Raw genomic sequence first — 20,612 nt, 5'->3', positions numbered from 1 at the left:
TCGTATTTCTATCTTTTAAAGAAAGAGATTTAAGATGACAGAGTCCTCTTAGATTTATGAAAGAGAACAAGGAGCTAGCTAAGGGTACAGTTTCATTTAGAGAAGTTGTTGCTCAAGGTATTGGTGGTGCTGCCCCTGCAATGGCTAGTCTAGTAACACTAACTGGGGCCGCTGCTTATGCATATGCTTCACTTCCTTTAGCAGTTATAATTGCAACTTTAGGAGTTTTACTAGATGCAACCAGGTTATCAATTACAAGTAGGTATGTCCAAAGCGCTGGCGGAATATATGCATTCATTTCTGCCGGATTAGGAAGAACTATAGGTTATTTTATAGGATGGGCTTATGTACTTTACACTTTAACTGCATTAGTCTTTATATACTTGTCTGTTGGAGTCTTCCTTCCCGGTGCACTACAAGCTCTAGGTGTTTCCACTCCGTCTTGGTTATGGATTCCACTGGTAATAATAGTAGCCTTGTTTGGCGGTGTCTTATCTTATCTGGGTGTTAGACCATCTTTAAGATTTACGTTAACAATGAGCATTCTCGAAATAGTTTTTATATTGGCAACATCTTTTCTGATATTTACTAAAGTTCCTCCAGACCCAACTACTTTCACGTTTAAGTATGCTTCACCATTTAATGTAGGTGTAGGTATGGCATTTATATTTCTAGCTTTTGCAGGATATGAGACAACATCAGTTTTAGGAGAAGAGGCTAAGGATCCTAAGAATACTATATCTAAAGGAGTTTTCACTGCCGCTTTACTTGTTGGAATAACTTATCTAGTGGCAAGTGAAGCATTTGTAGTAGGCTGGGGCGTAAATAACATGTCTTCTTTCTTTACAGAACTAGTGCCTGGAATAATCTTAGGGGTAAAATACGGTGGAATAGCTTTAGGAATAATATTAACAATTCTTCTCATAAATAGTGGTTTAACTGATTCCGTAACTTTCTTCAATACAGTATCTAGGGTAGTATTTGCTATGGCTAGGGATGGTGTATTAGATAAGAGATTATATGATATTCATGAAACTAATAAGACTCCACATAAGGCTATACTATTCTCATTCATATTTTCCTTAGCGTATACACTAATCTTTTCATTAATAATTGGCCCAGAAAACGTTTTCTTATCGGTCGGAATAACTACCACATTTGGGTTCTTGATAGCACTATTTACTGCTAATATAAGCTTGTTATTTATCTTAATGAAAAATAATAGTCTAAGTATTTGGAATATTCTTCTTACTATAGCAATAAACTCAATATTACTATTTGTGGTGTTCGCTAATATTGTAACTACGTCTGTTAACGTGTATGTGCTGATAGGAGTTGTATCTTTTATAGTTTGGATGATAGCTGGTGCTATTTATAGAGTAGTAACAAATAAAAAAGTAACTGAAATCTGAAACATTTTGTCAAGGAACTGAAAAACTCTTGAAGTTTAATATACATAAATATTAAATAATTTTTCCGTCTATTCTAAAATATTACTGTACTACTAATGAAGCTCAAATTAAGATACCTTATCTCATTGACAATTATAGTGATGTATTAATACTTCTCTTAAATAATTTGCTAGATCTATTGAAATAAATGAGTTGTTATACTTTATGTTCTCTAAATAAAAGATATAGTTTTCCTATGGAGTTGCAAAACTTCTATGGTAACTGGATTAAATTCTATGTCCCGCAATTTACACTCTCAATGGTTCTATTTCTAGTTTCTTTGTTTCATTAAACTAAGTCGAATTACGCTAAAGTATTTAGTAACAAATTTTTAGGTCAAATAGCTAAGATTTCGGCAAAATCCTCTATGTAGAGATCCATTTAAAACCATATTTTTCGTAAATAGTCTTAACATCTAAAGAAAAGAGATAATCAAATAATACCTCTGCAATCTCACTAGCATTACTTAGTAACGCGAAAGCCAACCTCCCTTTCTTATTAATTGTAGGTACTACGTAGTTAAATTTCCAATAAGTCGCCTCAGTTTTCCAGACAACTCCAGCCTCAATTAAACCTTTAGACAACATGTAAGGTATTTCCCTATGATGGACCCTGGTTAAGTATGCTGAAGAAGCAAACTCTTCATAATTACCACAATATTCCTCATACAACTGTTTAAAAAGAACCCCTATCCCCTCAGTTTCTGGATTAGGTATAGCAACCTTCTTTCCCTTCAAATCACACCAATCATTAACTTTTGAAGAATAAACAATAGCTAACTCATTTTCAACATATTCTCTCATCTTCTTAACTTTTAATCCCTCTAAAAGAGAAGGAGGTAATGAAACAATTTCCGGTTTAAAAGTAATTTCTAAGTTCCCAACCTTAAGATTTTCACCTTCAGCCCTCTTCCTAACAATTCCGGGAGGAATAGTCTCTATGTACACGGTGAACCCTTTTTTATTAAGTAAAGGGATTAAATCTGGTATTACAAACCACTGATTTCCGGAAAATGACATCTTTATCCCGTCTGTGCTTCCCCAAAAATCTTCCAATACATCAAAATTGGATAAGGTTAGTTTCATAACGTAAATTAAACGAGAGAATATAAAAAATATTCACTCTTCACACATTGTCTGTTAATTTTCTCAGAAAGCATCAATTTTCAAATTCAGAGCGGCTAGTTTTAATAAAAACTAAACGATTCATAAAGTATTATAAAGCTAAATAAATCCAACCTTCACTTTGCTTCCTAACAATTTCACCAACACCAGAAGTTACAATCTTAATCCCTGGAATAAGCTGATCGTGAGAAAGATTTTGAGACCTTATACTATTTTCGCATCCGACAATAAGTATGTTCTTTTTAATCAGATCTTCAATAATACTTCTAGTATCACTATCTTTCAACAAAGCCTTTATAGCAGATTGATGAAGAACAACTTCTATTTCAGCATCCTTAATATCATTATAGAGATTAATAACAGATCTTAACGCTTGGGGTACTTTATCAAAATCCTTTATTTGAACAACAACTTTCATAGAAAGAAGAAATGTAAACTTATTTTAAAGTTTGATTTATAAAATAATAATAATAATATACTAGTTAAATCCTTCAATAATACTATTTCTTTTAAATTATCAGCGAGTTTAATGTTACTTCCAAGATAAATGAGTCAACTTACAATACAAAGAGTTAGCAATAAAAAAGAACCATTCACTTTTTAAATCTACTTTCTAGTATTATTATTAGCCGGGTCGTCTAGTGGTCAAGGATCGAGGGCTCTGGCCCCTCGGACCTGGGTTCAAATCCCAGCCCGGCTACCTTACTTAGAGCTACCGTTTTATCCCTTCACTTTCATTTTAACCTTCAATCATGATAAGGGTAGGGACTTAGCCTCGACCATCTACTGATATGTAAGTCACAGAAACTTGAAAGACCTCCTTTGAATAAACAATTATTTTACTCTTTATAAACTTTTTATTTTTAATTAGATATTAAATGAAAATAAAACATTTTAAATTAACTTTCTTTTTATGTTAATGTGGTTTGTGAGAAGTGGAATGTGAGGTTTAAGATAAAGGATGTTAAGGACGCTAAGGATTTAGCTAAATTTATTTTATGGTTATGGTTAGGATGTTTTCTAATTTAGAAATATTAATATTAATAGTCGATAAGTTGAGGAATTTGTAGTAAAACCCGTTCGAATACACAGAGAGAAATTAGGAAAGGATAAGTATGGGAATCCCATGTTTTCCATAGAGGTTACCGCTAATATAAGGATACTTTACAGTGTCGATTCAAAAACTAATTTTTATTTATTTGAGTCCTACAAGGAATTTACGGTCTGGGTTTAGTTTACAATAAGTCTCAATAAGCATTTTCTAAATTCCTCTAAATCCTTTTTACTCTCGAACTCCAGGAACCTTTCACCATCCTTATCTTCAACAATTCTCATAACTATATATTTGTTGATAACATTATGTCTTTTTCATAATATCTGCAAAGGACTAGCTTTAACTTAAGATGTTAAAAGTAAACTAATTATGCAAGCCAAAAGATGTAATTCTTATCGACAGATATGATTTACCCTTTGCATTTACTATTAAAAAGACCATAAAAAGGCTAATTTTAAAAATTGGATCTACGGTGAAGGGCGAGGCTTGTTGCTCATATGGTCACAAGCAATATAAAACTTAACCATTTCTACATTACGTTACCATCATAAGTGTAAAGAAAGTAAATCAATTATAACCTTTTACACTTTATATCCTTTGTGAGTGAACTATTTACCCAATTCAAAAACTCTTACGTTTATGGTAAGAATTATCTAATAGTAGCTCCTACCGGATCTGGCAAAACACATATTGCCAAGTATTTACTTAATGAGGAAAAAGGAATAGTAGTTTATACTTCACCACTAAAAGCTCTATCGAGAGAAGTTTATAGAGCGACAAAGAGGAAAGCGAAATACGTAGATTCTGATGTATATGAAGATGATTTAAGATACTTATCTGCAGAAGCATTGCTCACGACTTATGAGAAATTTGATAGCGCAATTAGACATGATTACAGTTGGTTAAAAAACATAAGCCTCATAATCATTGACGAGATACATAATGTTGAAAGTGATAGAGGGTTAGGCATAGAGAACATAGTACTTTGGGCAAAAGAGAACTCAGTCCCGATAATAGGATTAAGTGCAACAGTAGGTAATGTGGAAGAATATAAGCAGTGGCTAAATTCGGAATTAATTAAGGTGGAGAAAAGAAAAGTCCCGCTTCATGAATGCATAGCATTTCCTTATATAATTAAATGCTATGACAACAACAAGATTATACCCATTGAGAAAAGGAGGCTGAAAAACACCAAATTAGACCTACTCCTTGGCGTGTTAAGTTATATTCTGTCTTTAGGAAAGAACGCATTAGTCTTCGTTAGGAGTAGAAACTCTGCAGAGACACTTGCCGAAACCCTTAGAAAGTTCTCAATACCAGCCTTACCTTATCATTCCGGCTTACCTTATGATGTTAGAGATAAAGTAATAGAGTCTTTTATGAAGGGCGAAGTCAGGGTGCTGGTATCTACAACAGCATTGGGTCAAGGAGTGAACTTACCCGTTTACGCTACAGTCTTTTATGATATCTCATTACCGGATTCAGATGATAAAGGAGAATTTAAAGGATGGAGAGATCTGTCAGTAGCAGAATTTAAGCAAATTGCCGGAAGGGCAGGAAGACCGGGATTTGACCAAGAAGGAATGGCAATAGTTATAACAGAGACAATTAAGGAAATGGATAAGGTAGTGAAAACTTATTTCTCCTCATTTTTGGCAAAGAGTGAAGATATAAGTTTTAAGCTCGAGAACTTAACACTTGGTGTTATAAGCTGGTTCAATAGGAGGGAAGAAGAAGTTGAGGAGTTAATAGGTAAGGGATCGTTCACGTTTAAGGGGAAAGAAGTAAAACCGGCTATAGAGTATCTGGTAAAACAGAACTTAGTGGAGAAAAGGGAAACGTTAAGGCTAACACCCTTAGGAAAGGCTGTGGCATTAAGTTATATTGACGTATCTGCGTTAAATGGTTTTCCAGTAAACGTACAAGACTTCAATCCCCTCGACGTTGTATACTCATCACCAGCTGTGCTACAGTCATTAAGGGGATGTGAGGAAGGAAAAGAACTCATTGAGAGATGGGTTAATGGAGGAGATATAGCATCTCTCTGCCTAAAGCTTTCGGCAAAAGATATTGATGATGTAATTTCAAACGCCAGATGGATAGCCTTTGCTCTTTATAGAGTATTAAGAGCATTAAACCATCCAAAGGCGAAGGAAGCCCTTGAGTTTTATGAAAGGGTAAAATACGGCTTACCGAAGGAGGGAATAGAAATGATGAAAGCTGGATTATCTAGGGATGAGGCTAAAAAACTTCTCCAATTAAATATTAAGAGCGTAGATGAAGCATGCATCATGAAGGATATACTTAATATTGACGGGATTGAGTGCAGAAAGTTCCATGAAGAATTAAGAAGATTTGTTAACGAGAACTTCGGGAAAGATATTGACCAAAACGATCCCAGAGTTGAGATTTTAAAAAGGTTCGGAATAATTGTCGAGACCGGATGGAAAAAATATGGAAAATAAGAGTAAAGTTATCGCATCGGTTTATTTAGTGTACTAAAACCTAGTAATACTGTGAAAACTTACATAGACAATATAGATAAAATTACTGCATTCTCTAAGAAGATAAATTGAATAGAAATTCCATTATTTTATTTTCTAATAGTGATCAGCATACTTCTTATCGTAAAACTTTAAATAGCTAAGGGACAAACTCTTAAATATGAAATCTCTCTTACTTTTTCTATTATTAGCTTTTCCATTGTTTGCCGGATTACTACATGCTAGCGTAAGCTTTACTTCCAACGCATTCTTTGCTTATAACCAAACAGTTATTATGACATTACCTAACGGGAGTATAACAACAATTCATGAAGTTCTCTTACAGAGAATTATTGGAGTATATCCTAATAATACTATTGCAGTAAATTTAACTGTATATAACGTTGGTCAAAAGTATTATTTACCTCCAGTAGTTTCCCTCAGTAACTCTTCATTTCCCACCAACTTATATTATATTCCTCCTCCGCTGTTGGGAAAAAATGTAACTAGAGGAAGTTCTGAAATGTGTTTTGTAAATTACAGCAATGGCCTTTATGTTTATGAGAGTAAATCAAATATTCAGGGTGTTATCATAGAATTCTTTATGTGGGTAAACTCATCTGGAATTGCTGTTAAAGTACAGACGCTCCAGATAGGAGCTACTCTTCAACTAGTAAGTAATGCTACAGCAGTCTTATGGAAGTCAAACTATTTTAACCCTTCAACTCCTTTACCAACGTTTCCAGGTTTTACTGAGGCACATGTAGTTAGTGTAAATTTAAATAGGACACTTCTTGTTATTTCTCATAAACTTTTAGAATATGTCCTCATTGCCGGTGTTTTAGGAATTATTATTATACTTCTTTTTAGAAAATAAGAGAAGAACTGGGATTCCAACTATTATGAGTGAAAAAACAATGTTTTCCACCTCATTCTTGAATGCGTTAAGAGAAAAAGCCTGGTTAACCTTGTGGAGTCCGCTCGGAAAATAAATTTTTTCATTTAAACTGATCAAATTACTAGCATAAAGTACATATGTGTTATTACTCACAAGCCCATTAAGTCCGTACTGAAGAAATATAATCTTAGAAGGGACACCGCTACTATTAACATAGTAATAAGTTACTATTGAAACCGTAGAGACTGGGTGTTGAGTATTCTCGTAAATATAACAGCCATTTTTCTCACCCACTAGCTGGAACACAGAGCTACCTCTTTGTATAATATTACTTCCTACTTGCGGGAAGTAGTAAAGTATAGTAGGAGAGGAAAGATTATCATACTCTATTATAGGACCTACATATTCAGAATAATTTAAGTTAATTAAGTAAAATTCAAATTTTACAGTACCATTACTATAAATATTTGTTACATTTTCTACGATTAAACCACATAATTTACTGTTAGATGATACAAAATAAGATATTGTTTTATATTCTATAAAGAAAGGATGATGAGGTATTATCAGTAAAAGTAATAAGAGAATAGGTAACAATATTTGATCACCTCATCATAAAAACATTTCATCATCATATCAGTCCTGGCCACTTAAATCATCCATTATAATTTCTCGATTTACTATTTATATTTAACCTAGGTTTAAACATAATAAAAGGAACTTATAAATATTTGTGCTTTTCTCATTAGTTTTTAAGTGGTATTGTAGGTGTGAATCAGTTAGTGTATCTTAAAAAGAATACAAATTAAATTACTATTATCTTCACTCGGAGTGTGGACAACAATTTCATTCATTTGAAATATTTACATTTATTATCACCTCCTTGCCTAACAAATATACTGGGGCGTAAAGCGCGTTATAAGCTAGGAAGAACACCGATAACCACCTAGTAAGCGTGAACCTATTACTGTTCCATGGAAAGTGAAAATCCATTGAGGATATTCTATGTTTTAAGCTCCTGAACTCTTGTTCTGCGTAGTCCCTCTCGTTGACCCTCTTGTGCTCCACGTTTAGCCAAGTGAATGCGTTATAGACTGTTGCCCCATCGTGTATGTATACTACCTTGTCTATCCTCGTTTTGAGCACCTTCTCAGCCTCCTTTTCCGCATTCTTCATGTTCGTCAAGACTATCAGCACGTGCAACCCACTCCTAGAGCTCGTCACCATGAAGAAGGGTATCGCACCCGTCTTCACATCCCTCACAATCCACACATAATAATACTGCCCCTTAATCACCATAATTTTAGTCTCATCCACCGCATAAAAACCACTAACCGGCACCACATACCTAACACAACTCAACCTCCTCAAGTAATACAACAAAGTAGAATGAGACAAACAAGTCCTCCAAGAAGACAAACCCGAGAGATAACTAGCCAAAGCCAAAGCTACTACCTCACTAGAGTAAAACCTAGGCTTAAGATTAATATACTCCATTAGGATTAGAATAACTTGGGTGAGCACGGGAGTCCTCCATCTAGTTGGGTTGTTCATCGTTCACCCCCAAGAAAAATCCCCGTGCTCACCAAAAAAGTATTACGATGAATTCTCCATCTAAGTAAAAACAATTAATACAATTTATTTCAAATGAACGAAATTGTTGTCCACACTGATAGTGTCGTCATTAAGCTACAAATTCTGGGATTAGCCTTCTCTCCCACAAGACCAGCGCTATAGAATACTTCACCATATTTATACTCCTGTTAACAGCCTTCGTAGCCCTCTTGACAAGCCTATCCCTCAGTGAGGAGTGAAAGGACTCGTTAGGATTAACAGGTGAGACTACCGTGTGGTTTTTTAACCAAAAGTAAACGTTGTAATCATCACTCACCCACCTACCATCATCTGGCACGTAGTCCTTGACCTCACGAAAAGTATTCTCGTCCCTATCACCCACAGAGTAAACTAGGTAAAACCCTAGCCTAGTGTACACGTAACAATTGAATACCCACTTGTAGAAAGCCCTAGTATTTCTGTACAAGTACGTCCACATCTCATCAACAACCTTAGTAACGACCTTACCCTTGACCAACTCTTTAGCCTTATTCCACAAGTCCACCAGCTTCTCATACTTCCTCTTACCATAACGCTTAACCCAAGTGAAAACAGTACCCAGAGGTACGTTAAGAACCCTAGAAATAGCCCTCATACTCATACCATTAGTATACATCCTCAAAGCCTTCTCCCTCACCTCCTTAGAGTGGTGGTGATAAACCGCGTCTGCAAGAAAGTACTTACCGCAATCCCTACACAGAAACCTCTGCCTACCAAGAGGCTTACCACACTTAACGACGTGGTGACTACCACAAGAGGGACACGCTATATCATGCCTAATTACAGGCTTCCTACCCATAAGTAATACTCATAATACAAATATAAATAGCTTAATGACGGCACTATCTCCACACTCTTCACTCGAATAGAAAATAAAATTTACTCCTAATTTAAGCCTTAGTTTATTCACATTAAAGGACAGAAAAGCTTATATAGATATTTAGTAATCATTCTTATGAGTAAATATGTTATCAAAGAGGAAAGCTAAAAAAGGACTAAGCGGTGCTGTAACTGCACTAATTCTAGTAATTGCATCAGTAATAATAGCACTAGTAGTTGTTGGTTTTGCTTTCGGATTATTTGGAGCATTCGGAGGAACACCAACAGTATCAGCAGTAGGATCGGGTGTTATTTATTATAGTAGTGGTAGTGGTTATGCTATAATTACTTTAAAGTCATCTGGATCAGTAGAAATAGTTAGTGCAGAACTAGCGGGGACAACATATTCTGGAACGGCAGAGGTTATTGGTGGTAGTGGTTCATCTTCCACATTAAGTGCAGGAGTAAATACGGTAAGTATCAGTTTTAGTCAATTGCCTCCTTTGCAATCTGGTAGTACTTACACAATCAGTTTAGCCTTAAGTGATGGTGCTACTGTGCAAGTCTCAGTAATAGCACAATAAATTTAACTACTTTTTTCTATTTCTTTTTATTCTCTCTTGATTAAATTTTTAAATTTATAACATACTTTATTTTGATGAGTATAAACAAATACAGACTATTACTTCCTTTTTTAGGTGGACTTTTATCTACGCTCTTTGTTCTTAGATCTACATTATTTTCCCCCGGTCTAGTTTATGTAAGGGATTCTTATCCTTCAATTATAGGTTCTTTTCCTACTTTGGTTAATAACGGCCAGATTAATCTGCTTTTTATTATGGATACCTCTGATCTTCCAATTTACATATTTTCTCTATGGCCAGAGATATGGGATAAACTAAGTTATGCATATCCAATCTTCTTAGGTTTCGTTTCCATGTATTTTGCATCTTATTATATTCTCCGAATTAGGTATAAGGAGATAATATCTCTGATAGTGGCTTTTTTATACGTAACTTCACCAGCTTTCATGTACTTCACTTACTGGACTAATTACTCTACTTTCGTTGCCTTATATCCCTTATTTTTAGTAGGTCTAGACTATGTGAACAGAAACTTCTCTCTCCTTCGTAGTAGTATTATTCTCTCCTTGTTACTAACGCTAACAACTACAGATCCAAGAGGTTTTATTTTCTCTTTTTTCACTCTTTTTCTTTACGTCATATACAGAGTAATTAAGAAGGATTTCCATTTCCTAAAAATTGCACTTCTTTCTCTACCATTCTATCTCATGGAAAATATAAGGACTTTCTATTCCTTACTTGTTCAACACACTGTTTACGTTTCTGTAGGTTCTTCAATTTCCGTAGAACAGCTATGGCTAAACTATTATACATTCTCACTCTCAGATAATTTAAGAGGAATAGGATTATTTGCTCCTTTAATAAACTTTTACGCTGGGAACGTTCTCTTTTCTTACATTTTCTCTTTCTTTTTACCAGTTTTCGTTATTCTATCTTTTTTCTACTTGTTCTTTAAAATCATACATACAGATGCTATTTTCTATTTCTTTCTATATTCTTTCTTAGTAATTTTTATGTCTTCTTATGTAGTAGTATTTAATCATGTTTTTAACATTAACCTGATTTATTATCTGAATAATTGGCTAAAGGACACTCCACTATTCCCTTATATGTGGGTTATTCTCCCAACTTATTTAAGTGAGATGATTATAGCCCCTTTATTTCTTACCTTTGTTTACGAAATAAATTTTCTTTTGGCTGAAAAAGGGGAAGTTCAAAGGCTAATTTCCGTAATTATCTTAGTAATGGTAGTTTCAGCTCAGCTAGTCTTTTCCTACCCGTCTTTTGCTACCGGTAACTACGAGTATAATTACATACCTTTGTCTGTACCAGGAAACTTGATCCAAGCCGCTGAGTACTTACACGGTGCTAAAGTAGCAGTTTACGGTACCACAATCTACTATCATGGTAAATACTATGATCCAGAAGTCTTTACAGGTGTTCCTAATTCTGTTTTCCTTCCTTTCTTTAATACTACTCACCTAGGTACTATTCTCGAATATTACGGTGTAGAGTATGTGTTAGCTAACGAGAATCTCTCCTATTTCCTCTCCCAGAAAGACCTTGAGCTTGTTAAGAATTTCAGCGGTATATACGTTTTTAAGAACCTTGATTATAAATCGACTTTTTCCTCAAGAGGTATTTATCTTGTCTACAACGTGAATAATTTAAATGAAGATGTTGCTGCTGTTCCCTATTACTTTTATGTACCTCCAGAATATTTAGCTGGAATTATTGGTGGTAATGAGATATATATTAGGGCGGATGTGTTTCATAATTATAGTGTTAAGATTCCTGCTCAACGCTTGCCCTACCCTACTAATTTTTCATGCACAATTTACGTTAACGCTCACACTCTGCAAATTCTCTCTTCTCTCCCTGGTATTTCACTAATTCAGGTTGGGAATCCTGCAAGCGAGAATGTTTCGGTTACTCCGGGTAAATATGCCGTCCTACTGACTTATGTTTCTTATCCAGAAGGAGGTGTTATTGAAATTTCTAATGGCAGTGTTTCTCTAAAAGTAAATACTGCCAATAATACTCTTTCTGTTGTTTCCTCATATCTGGGTGTTATTTCTACTGAGGAGGGGAAAATAGAGCTTATCCACCCGGGTAATAGGATAACCTATATTGTTAACCTTGAACTTATTCCTTACTCTTTGTGGAATGATACTATTATCACTCTTCATCCTAAGAATGTGACTGTTGTTTCCTATCCTGTTGTTGGTGATGCTATATCCAGCGTTGGTTATAATATTATTCTAGGTAAGGCTGAAATACCTCCAAGCTATCACTTAGTCCCGGTTATTATTCTCAACGTCATTTTCTACGCTTTGATTTTATTTCTATTATTAAGGAGAAAGAGGAGCAATAGTTAACGTTTTTTATTTTTCTCCTTTTCATATTTCTATGAATAAGAAAAAGGTTATTTCTATCGTTAATTTAATAACTTCAATGTCCTTACTTACTTTTGTTACAATAATAACTCATACTGAGTTTATTTTACCCCCTTTCTTAGCAACAGCTGCTACTAAATATCCAGACCCAGATTGGAGGAGAATTCGTTTCTTCAATATTGTGATTTCGTACCTTATATCGTCTGTAATCGCAGTTCTATTTATTTATTTTAATCTTACTGGTTTAGTAATGGCTATCCTAGCTTCTTTCGTTTCATATATTACGGAAGTCATTATTAATATCGAACATCCACCTTCGATTTTAGCATGCTTTTTAGGGGTACTTGAGAAGGTGAAATTTATTTACATTCTTCATCCTGTACTTTCTGGTGTTATTATTGAGGAAAGTGTAAATTACATTCTTACTAAATACGTGGAACCAAAGTTACCATAATATGTTTATTTGGCAAAATAATTTAATTTAATGAGATAAAAATAAAATTTCATAGTAGGTATTTACCAGCTAAGAAAGAAGTTCATTAACTTTAGATGTAAAATATAGTTGCAAACACATATACTTAAGATGTTGAGAATAGCAAGATAATCAAATCATTCAGTATACTTTATTATTGATGCAGTATCATTTTCCCTTTTCTTTCACCAAGAAAAAGATAATATATATAGCCTTTCTAAGAAAGGAGTTCTTTAAGGAATTTACCGGCTATGTAAGCAATGATTATTGACATAATAATCCACATTACTACTGCTGTGTTTATCTCTTGTGATGGAGTATAAGGTGAAAACGAGTAAACTACGTTTGAGTATGCAGGGTTTTCTAATAGAAAGACAATTGAGTACGCTGTATCTGCTGTCATCCAGACAATTATTAGTGAAAATTTTTGTAAAAGTGAGAGTTTTCCACTACCTATTCCGGCTAAAATACCCGCAAGTACTAGCGTTAAATCGTTTAATATCCTATAACTAGTAAAGGCTGCAGCTAAGTTAAAATACATGGGTAAATGCCAGAATACTGCTATTACTCCAGATGGTATAATTAGGAAGGGAGTTCCTTTTATTAGTCTGTATGTGAGTAATAATCCCCCGATAAAAAGTGAATAGTGTGCTAACATAAATAACCATTGATATAAGGTCTCGTAACTCTCTACCACGGGGTTTAGAAATATGATAAGTAAAACAAGAGGGAATATAAAGTGTGTAACTTTTAATTTTTTCTTATCAATTTCCATAAATATAAATTTGAAGTTAAAGTAAAAAAAGTTTTACCTTTTAATCTTTCACATAAACTAGGTAGTGGTACAAGTTTATTGCGTATCCCCATAGGAAGAAGATGACACCTAAATCAATTCCGGCATATGTGCTCTGTACTCCAACACTCGGTAACTCTAGGAATAATGCAAATAGGAATATTGTAATTACAAAAATTACTGGTATTGCAATAAATGCCATTTTCTTTGTTATTGGATAAGTTACTGTACCACCATTTCCGTTATTATTATTGAATGCCCTTACCATTTTACTAACAAAGTGGTAAACTAGAATACCCAATGGGAATAGTGAGAATAAGCCCAGTAAACTAGGTCTTATTATGAAATCTCCAAATGTTCCTGCAAACAGTAATGTTACTACAGATGTTCCTAGAATTGAGGTAGGCGTTATTTTAGGTATTTGTGACGGTGTAGGTACTTTTTCTTTCCTTCTTCTGATTTTATCTGACAGTCCTATGATAACTGCTAAGATTAATGCGGGAATTCCTAAAACTAAGATTTGCTGATTTGTTGGAGCTGGCACACCAGGATATAAGTACCCCCATATTGATAATGCTACCAGTGAATAAGCCAGAACTGACATAACCCACGTCCAGAACTTTCTACTGCTTATATACATTAAGTTGCTGTTTTCGAAGAATGGTATTAGCATCAGAACTACTAAACCTATGATAAGTACTGCAATTACCATAGATGGTAATATTGGTACTCCGTTTGGTAATAAGAAGTCTACGAACTTGTAAAGGAATAAGAAGAACCATGGAGGATATGGTTGAACATTATTTGCAGCTGGGGTAAATGCTTGTGGTGCAGGGAATGGATTAATTACTATCGGTAGCTTTACAATGGAGTTCAAGTTTGCTAATACATCTGGTACAATTAGTATTACTCCCCATGTCATTAATACTAAGGATAACATATATACGAAGTTTCTTGGCCACCACGGGTTAAACTTCTCTTGCTCTTCCTTTGTGTAGTAAGCTGGTACTCTGGGCTTTTCTTTTGCAGATGGTGTCATTCCATATCTCTCAGCTAACATTAAGTGGAACATAAATAGTAAACCAATTAATGCTACCATTATTATGTGCCAACCTAGAATTCTACTGAAGAACTCAGCTCTAACTGCTGGATTACTGGATTGTACTGCATCTATTCCGGGACCAAATAGCCAGCCTACTACTGTAGTAGCACCGGGGAATCCTGTTCCTATAAGTAAGGAACTACCTATATCTACCGCATTTATTCCTAATACGTCTCCTACTAAGCTGTAACCAAAGAATGAAGCTCCTAGTGTTAATGCTAGGAGTAATACTCCAGTAACCCATTGTAATTCTCTCGGTTTTTTATAAGCTCCTTTGAAGAAATTCCTAAACATGTGAATGTAAACTAGGATAATCATAATGTAAGCTCCATAAAGGTGACTGAATAGTATTACAGCTCCATATGGTATATCATTAATTATTGTTTGTGTTTGTTGATATGCATTAGCTGGATTATAAAGGAGGAGTAAGATTAACCCAGTAATCACTGTATATGCGAAACTTGCAGCTACTAATCCTCCAAGCCAATATGAAACATTATACATGTAGTCGGGAGTTCTAAATAGTGGTGCTTCGTTTATCCCTATTCTGTCAAGGATTGCATCAAAAAATCCTGACTTCTTTTGTTGTTGTTCTTCTTTCCTCTCTTGTCTCTCCTCCATTTACTTCACCTCTTTTACCATATCCTTTCCATTCAAGGAAAGGGTAAAACTGCTTGGAGGGAATGTAGAAACTTGAGTGGTAGAAGGTGTTGCTGTTTTTATATACTCTGCTATCCCAGTGGCAATTGTTATTACTAACCCTGGTATTCCTATCTCTGCTAAAAATGACATTCCATCCATATACGGTGTAAACATTGGTGGGTAAGCAATTACTCTTCTTAGTAAGCCCAAATAGCCTGCTATACTCATAAGGTAACCAATTGTTACAAATGGTACTGTCCAAACTATTAAACCGGCTACCATAAGTTTTCTAGCTTTTTGACTAAAGTTAAGATTCGGGTTAGAAACTTTAAGTAAATCAAGAAATACTCCAGTAAATCCTACAAGTATTAGAGTCCAGATTATAAGGTGGAAATGTCCAACAATGTAGTATGTATTGTGTACTACACCATTTATAAGATTTATAGGTTGTGGTAATGCTTGTACTCCACCAATTATGAAACCTATTAATGCAATTAGAAATGTTAGTCCTAAAGGATCTTTATAATCATATCCTTTAGAAGTTAGTATTGTTAAACCTAGATTAAGTACCGTTAATCCAGAACCACTGGCTAGTAGTAACGTGGATACAGTTATCCATGCTCTTAAATCTACTGGTAATGGAAATGTTTGTAAGTGGTGAACCCATATTAGCATTGATCCTATAGCTAAAAGGAATATGTTCCATCTTGCCCATTTCTCACTAAACAAAGGTCTTTTTGCATAAATTGGTATATAATAGTATAAGGCCCCAAATAAGGGGAATGGTACGTAATAGACTACTGGGTGTCCATAGAACCAGAACAGTATAACCCAAAGTAATGGGTTTACTTTAACAAGGCTGGGGAACCATATTGCTGCTGTATACCATAACTCAGCAGCTGTTAATGCTGGTAATGTTATTGCTATAACTAAAGAAAATGCTACACCATAGGCTGCGAAAATGTTTATCTTTTTGTCTTTTGGTTTTGTTAGATATGCATCAATAACTAAGACTAATGCAGCTATTGAAGCACAAGCACTGTTAAGTGCTAAGGCTAAATAAGCAGCCCCCATCATTGCACCGTGATAAAGTCTAAATGCTTGGAATACTGCATTATCTTCTATAGCTAGTGGAGGATACATGTACCATGCTGTATCTGGGCCTCCAAAAAGTGCAAAAGCCAGAGCTAAATTAGAAATCCAGAACATAGCGGTAATCAATCTTCTGTGAACTACTGAGAGTCCACTTTTATACATAGAGAATATTATTATTCCTAAAGCAGCGTCTGGTACCAATCCCAACATTGCACTCCATCCGTGTATTGTTAGCATTGTATAGTAGATAGGTCCTACAGATGGTGAGTTAGCGTCATACGTTAAGTAAGTTCTTAGATTCATAGCAGCAGTTCCTAGAATTATGAGCCATGTTACTGAACCTAAAATATAAAGCCATACTAAACCTACAGTATCTTTCGGGTTTACTACTTTTTTTGCTTTGTTTATAAATTCAACGAGTGAAATTGTAATTCTATCCAAAATTTCCCAAATATTCATTTTTTACATCACCTCTAATGTTCCAGTGAAATAAGAGAAATTATATGCGGAATATTCCGAATCCCTCCAAGTGAAATTACCTGGAGTCGGGGGTGTTACGAAATATATGTAACTTGGAGTTCCAGGAACTGCATTAACTTGCACAACACCATCTGGGAGTCTTAAGTAGAAACCTGTTATTACTTGAGGTGAATTTAAAATTATAACTACCGGTTCGCTTGTATTTGCTATTATTAAGTCTGGTTGGAATCCGTTTTGCTGGGTTATTGTCATATTAACTACTAATATCCCGTTAACAACTTCATATGATTGACCGGATGGAGGATGAGAGTTGAAATATAATACTGCCTGTTGTGCTTGTTTTGGTAAACCAGAAAAACATGGTAGTCCATATCTGTAACTTGTGCTTGTTCCATGTGTAACTCCATATATGTTCCATCCACTAAAAATTGCTACTAACGTTAACATCACTACAAACCATACTAACTCTGCATGTTCTTTGATAAAGCTCATTATAATCATGACTATAATAGTTAATAGAGTTTAAAAACATTATTTTTAATAACAATCAAGTTTGCAATATTTTCATTAAAAAGTAGTGTAGTATAATTTACTAAAGCTAAAAAGTTTATTTTAAATAAATAACTTTTTAATATCTTTAGTTAAAAAGAATATTCGAATAGTTAATAAAAATTTAAAAAATTGTATATGAGTAAAGTTTTTATATATGCAAAAATAACTCAAAACATGTAGAGAGTATGAAGGACAAAATCATTATAAAAAGAGACGACTTTATATTTGCTAAGAAACTTTTATGGAAAATGAGGAGTAAAAACTCAAGGTTTGATACTAAAGAATTTATAAATAAAGGGAGGGACTACCTATATAATTATGCTGAACAGAATGTTGGTCCCCTAGATCCTTCAAAGAGAGCTTTTCTTAAAGGCTTACTTATTGGTATTGGTGTTTTTGCTGTGGCTTCTGCGATTCCATTAATCAATTCTCTTAATCCACAAGAAATATACTTAAAGACTTTTCCATGGATGATTATTGTGGATTCTAACGGAAATCCAATAGAAGCATCTAAGATACCAGTTAATGACCCAGCAATCTTGCTTTTTGAATACCCCATGTTAGGTGATATAACTTTTCTAATTAACATGGGCGATGAAAACAATAATCCTGTAGCGGTACCTCCAACAGAAGTTCTTATTCCAGAGACTGGCAAGACTTATCATTTTCCTGGTGGAGTAGGGCCCTATAAGTCAATAGTTGCATATAGTGCAATTTGCCAACATTTAGGATGTGTACCACCAGAAATACACTTTTACCCACCACAGTACTTTAAAGTTGGTGGTACAACTCCAAATTATATTCCGCCAGATGCTTATCAAGCTGCACAGGCTGCTAAGGCTATAAGTATCATACATTGTGATTGCCACGGTTCAACTTATGACCCATGGCATGGAGCAGCTGTACTTACTGGACCTACAGTAAGACCACTTCCTTATGTGCAACTATACTGGGACTCAAACACTGATTACTTATATGCTGTTGGAATGAATCTTAATGCACCGCCCATTATGGATCATTCATCCGATTTAGAAGGAGTAGCTTATCTAGATGGATACGATGAAGAAACTGGTTGTCCCAAATTATTATTAAAGAAAGGCCAAGCTGTAACAAATTGTTACACTACTTTGGAAGATTTTGGTAATACTTTCCAAGGTGGTTCATCATGAGCAGATTAGGTTTGGCTATAGTTTTATTAATATTCGGTGCAACTGCAGCAATGATAGGTTTTTTAGTTTATACGATTTTGTGGGACTCTTCACCCATTAGGGAAATATTACCATTACTGTTGAGGTGAAAAAGTGAAATTCCCAGCAAGGATTATATTATTAATTGCTACCTTAGTATTCTTTTTTGTAATAGCATTACCGCTGAATTATGCATTATCTTCTGTCATAGGAGTTGAAAACGCTACTGCTGTACTAGCAGCAATTTATATTATCTTAACTGGTATAACGTTTGGGCTAATTTTTTACAAGGACTTCTACTAAATTTTAAAGTTAAATTTTTTATATCCCTTTTTCTTATTATCTAACATGGCAAAATCTTTGTTAGATTCGTATAATTCTTTAGCATCAATGTTTTCAAAAAACCAGTATACTCCTGCATTAGCTGCTGCTCAATTAGCGTGTTTAATTATCCTTTATGTAGCAGGAATGGATATTGCTATTTACAGACTTCCATTACTGGGTCCACTAATCACTGCACATATTTATGCAGCCGCTTTTGCCGTAATATTTGCAATTGCCATTTATGGTTCAGCAACAAGAGCTAATAATACTACCCTTAGAGTCCTTGCAGTGCTAGATATAATTTCTGTACTTGCAGCAGCATTTGAAGGACTATTTTATTTTGGTGGTTTTGTGATTCCAGACTACGCTTTAGGAATGGGTGTTGGTTTTATCTTTACTGTTGTTTTTGCTTCAGTAATAATGTTTTATTCAATTAGAAGATAATTATAAAAGATATTTTATTTTTATTAAATGACGTATTTTAACGAAACATTTATTTATATGTTTTTCATTAATCTTATATGATAATTATGACACAGTCTGTTACTGGGAGAAATACCCCTGTTCTTATTGCTTCAACTGTTGAAACTATTTTACTTATGGGCGCTTTTATAGCAGGTACAGCAACAATGTTGAATGCCCAATTTCCCATTAGCCAGACATGGATGGCTGCGTTGCTTTCATCCCATCTAAGCTTAGGGCTTCTAAGTGGTTTAGGTGCAGTTTTACTATTTACCTTGTCATACTTAAGTGATAGAAAAGATCTCTTTCGTCTTTCGTTAATTACAGTAATATTTGTTGCATTAGCGGCTGCTGGTGGTTTAGCTTTTTATGCCACTTATAATTATGCCTTCTCTTATGTTATGGCATTATCATTATTAATATCAATTATATGTTCTTGTGGGTGTTTAGTGTATTCTTTATAGGGGTTTTTTATGCCTGCAGTTCCAATTAATTTTTTACTTAATGTAATTCATGGTTTTTTCTCTCTCATATATTTTGGTGCTGTGTTAATATTTGGTATATTTGGACCTAAGCTTTCTAAATTATCTGAGGGTACTGTATCAGATTTAATGTTAACTGTTTTTCCAACTTTAATGAGTTTTATTGAGGCTTCAGGGATGATAACTATAGTATTTGGCGCGGGCGAATTCTTCTTTTATATGATAGGATATTATAAAGATGGAGGTATAATAGAAGTAGAAAGGATTCTTTTCTCTACAGATTGGGGTTTGTGTGTCTTTATAGGAGGAATTCTAGGAATTATAGGGTTTTCAATAGGATTATATATTGCTAGTAACTTTGAAAAAATGTTTAAGTTATATAGATCACTTGATCCCTCCGTAGCTGATGAGATAAGAATAGTGCAAAACAAGATTCGTCTTTATTCAATTATAGGTTTAGCCTTCCTTACATTGACAGTAATTTTCATGGTTTTAGCAGTGTCTTTCTTACCATTACCTAAAGAGGTAATGACAGCTAATTAAGTAATAATTTTTATTATTTTATTTAATGTTTATCATTATAATTTAAATTTGTCCG

21 protein-coding genes, 1 tRNA gene and 1 pseudogene are annotated in these 20,612 nt (G+C 34.4%); 14 read left to right on the top strand and 9 right to left on the bottom strand.

From position 1 onward, the window contains the following. The first annotated feature begins 56 nt into the window (after window positions 1-56). Entirely contained in the window at window positions 57-1,412 is a 1,356-nt protein-coding gene (locus STK_RS00780; protein ID WP_010978087.1) for an APC family permease, read from the top strand. A 404-nt stretch (window positions 1,413-1,816) separates the two neighbouring features. On the opposite strand, the gene STK_RS00775 is transcribed toward STK_RS00780, so the two are convergent. Together STK_RS00775 and STK_RS00770 are read right to left on the bottom strand one after the other, a co-directional pair. Beyond that, window positions 1,817-2,536: a molybdate ABC transporter substrate-binding protein gene (locus tag STK_RS00775; RefSeq protein ID WP_010978086.1), complete on the bottom strand. Its 720-nt coding sequence runs from the start codon at window positions 2,534-2,536 to the stop codon at window positions 1,817-1,819. A 130-nt stretch (window positions 2,537-2,666) separates the two neighbouring features. Beyond that, complete coding sequence (locus tag STK_RS00770; RefSeq protein ID WP_010978085.1) at window positions 2,667-2,993, bottom strand: DsrE family protein; 327 nt, start codon at window positions 2,991-2,993, stop codon at window positions 2,667-2,669. A 209-nt stretch (window positions 2,994-3,202) separates the two neighbouring features. On the opposite strand from STK_RS00770, the gene STK_RS00765 reads away from it, so the two are divergent. The 4 genes and pseudogenes from STK_RS00765 to STK_RS00750 all read left to right on the top strand — a co-directional run bounded on the left by STK_RS00765 (window position 3,203) and on the right by STK_RS00750 (window position 6,989). Further along, window positions 3,203-3,275 (top strand) — tRNA-Gln (locus STK_RS00765). 221 nt (window positions 3,276-3,496) lie between these two features. Further along, a pseudogene (locus tag STK_RS15960) lies at window positions 3,497-3,809 on the top strand (type II toxin-antitoxin system RelE/ParE family toxin). 419 nt (window positions 3,810-4,228) lie between these two features. After that, entirely contained in the window at window positions 4,229-6,094 is a 1,866-nt protein-coding gene (locus tag STK_RS00755; protein ID WP_010978084.1) for a DEAD/DEAH box helicase, read from the top strand. Window positions 6,095-6,293: 199 nt separating this feature from the next. After that, a complete protein-coding gene (locus STK_RS00750; protein ID WP_010978083.1) occupies window positions 6,294-6,989 on the top strand; it encodes a hypothetical protein in 696 nt (231 codons plus the stop codon). Here STK_RS00750 and STK_RS00745 read toward each other — a convergent pair. From STK_RS00745 to STK_RS00735, 3 genes are all read right to left on the bottom strand, one after another. Continuing rightward, window positions 6,954-7,607 carry a hypothetical protein gene (locus STK_RS00745; RefSeq protein WP_052846172.1) on the bottom strand — a complete coding sequence of 218 codons (654 nt, stop codon included), beginning with the start codon at window positions 7,605-7,607 and terminating at the stop codon, window positions 6,954-6,956. The two genes, STK_RS00750 and STK_RS00745, sit on opposite strands and share 36 nt — an antisense overlap. Before the next feature lie 249 nt (window positions 7,608-7,856). Then, entirely contained in the window at window positions 7,857-8,564 is a 708-nt protein-coding gene (locus STK_RS00740) for an IS6 family transposase (RefSeq protein WP_010978081.1), read from the bottom strand. Between the two features lie 130 nt (window positions 8,565-8,694). After that, entirely contained in the window at window positions 8,695-9,423 is a 729-nt protein-coding gene (locus tag STK_RS00735) for an IS1 family transposase (RefSeq protein WP_010978080.1), read from the bottom strand. Between the two features lie 166 nt (window positions 9,424-9,589). Here STK_RS00735 and STK_RS00730 point away from each other — a divergent pair, with 166 nt between their 5' ends. From STK_RS00730 to STK_RS00720, 3 genes are all read left to right on the top strand, one after another. After that, window positions 9,590-10,027 carry a DUF973 family protein gene (locus STK_RS00730; RefSeq protein ID WP_010978079.1) on the top strand — a complete coding sequence of 146 codons (438 nt, stop codon included), beginning with the start codon at window positions 9,590-9,592 and terminating at the stop codon, window positions 10,025-10,027. Between the two features lie 74 nt (window positions 10,028-10,101). Continuing rightward, on the top strand, window positions 10,102-12,405 hold the full coding sequence (locus tag STK_RS00725) for a hypothetical protein (protein ID WP_010978078.1): 2,304 nt from the start codon (window positions 10,102-10,104) through the stop codon (window positions 12,403-12,405). Between the two features lie 31 nt (window positions 12,406-12,436). Continuing rightward, complete coding sequence (locus STK_RS00720) at window positions 12,437-12,877, top strand: HPP family protein (RefSeq protein ID WP_010978077.1); 441 nt, start codon at window positions 12,437-12,439, stop codon at window positions 12,875-12,877. A 235-nt stretch (window positions 12,878-13,112) separates the two neighbouring features. On the opposite strand, the gene STK_RS00715 is transcribed toward STK_RS00720, so the two are convergent. Genes STK_RS00715 through soxA form a run of 4 tightly spaced genes read right to left on the bottom strand, consistent with a single transcriptional unit; the run spans window position 13,113 to window position 17,508 of the window. Next, entirely contained in the window at window positions 13,113-13,670 is a 558-nt protein-coding gene (locus STK_RS00715) for a DUF1404 domain-containing protein (RefSeq protein WP_010978076.1), read from the bottom strand. A 40-nt stretch (window positions 13,671-13,710) separates the two neighbouring features. Then, the gene (soxC, locus tag STK_RS00710; RefSeq protein WP_010978075.1) at window positions 13,711-15,411 is read right to left on the bottom strand and encodes a proton pump complex cytochrome B SoxC; all 1,701 of its coding nucleotides are present in this window, start codon (window positions 15,409-15,411) and stop codon (window positions 13,711-13,713) included. After that, window positions 15,412-16,986 (bottom strand): proton pump complex quinol oxidase subunit SoxB, encoded by a 1,575-nt coding sequence (soxB, locus tag STK_RS00705; protein WP_010978074.1) that lies wholly within the window; start codon window positions 16,984-16,986, stop codon window positions 15,412-15,414. A 3-nt stretch (window positions 16,987-16,989) separates the two neighbouring features. Continuing rightward, complete coding sequence (gene soxA, locus STK_RS00700; protein ID WP_010978073.1) at window positions 16,990-17,508, bottom strand: proton pump complex quinol oxidase subunit SoxA; 519 nt, start codon at window positions 17,506-17,508, stop codon at window positions 16,990-16,992. A gap of 236 nt (window positions 17,509-17,744) precedes the next feature. Between soxA and STK_RS00695 the strand changes: the two genes are divergently transcribed. The 6 genes from STK_RS00695 to STK_RS00675 all read left to right on the top strand — a co-directional run bounded on the left by STK_RS00695 (window position 17,745) and on the right by STK_RS00675 (window position 20,557). Next, entirely contained in the window at window positions 17,745-18,728 is a 984-nt protein-coding gene (locus STK_RS00695) for a Rieske 2Fe-2S domain-containing protein (RefSeq protein ID WP_010978072.1), read from the top strand. Beyond that, window positions 18,725-18,856 (top strand): hypothetical protein, encoded by a 132-nt coding sequence (locus tag STK_RS15825; protein ID WP_260311119.1) that lies wholly within the window; start codon window positions 18,725-18,727, stop codon window positions 18,854-18,856. Before STK_RS00695 ends, STK_RS15825 begins: the two co-directional genes overlap by 4 nt. A gap of 4 nt (window positions 18,857-18,860) precedes the next feature. After that, window positions 18,861-19,049 carry a hypothetical protein gene (locus STK_RS00690; RefSeq protein ID WP_010978071.1) on the top strand — a complete coding sequence of 63 codons (189 nt, stop codon included), beginning with the start codon at window positions 18,861-18,863 and terminating at the stop codon, window positions 19,047-19,049. A 45-nt stretch (window positions 19,050-19,094) separates the two neighbouring features. Continuing rightward, a complete protein-coding gene (locus tag STK_RS00685) occupies window positions 19,095-19,514 on the top strand; it encodes a hypothetical protein (protein WP_010978070.1) in 420 nt (139 codons plus the stop codon). A 77-nt stretch (window positions 19,515-19,591) separates the two neighbouring features. Then, on the top strand, window positions 19,592-19,996 hold the full coding sequence (locus STK_RS00680; protein ID WP_010978069.1) for a hypothetical protein: 405 nt from the start codon (window positions 19,592-19,594) through the stop codon (window positions 19,994-19,996). Between the two features lie 9 nt (window positions 19,997-20,005). Continuing rightward, on the top strand, window positions 20,006-20,557 hold the full coding sequence (locus tag STK_RS00675) for a hypothetical protein (protein WP_010978068.1): 552 nt from the start codon (window positions 20,006-20,008) through the stop codon (window positions 20,555-20,557). Window positions 20,558-20,612: the final 55 nt, after the last annotated feature.

This window comes from Sulfurisphaera tokodaii str. 7, from assembly GCF_000011205.1.
GTDB lineage: Archaea > Thermoproteota > Thermoprotei_A > Sulfolobales > Sulfolobaceae > Sulfurisphaera > Sulfurisphaera tokodaii.
This window is presented reverse-complemented; position numbering and strand designations above follow the sequence as displayed.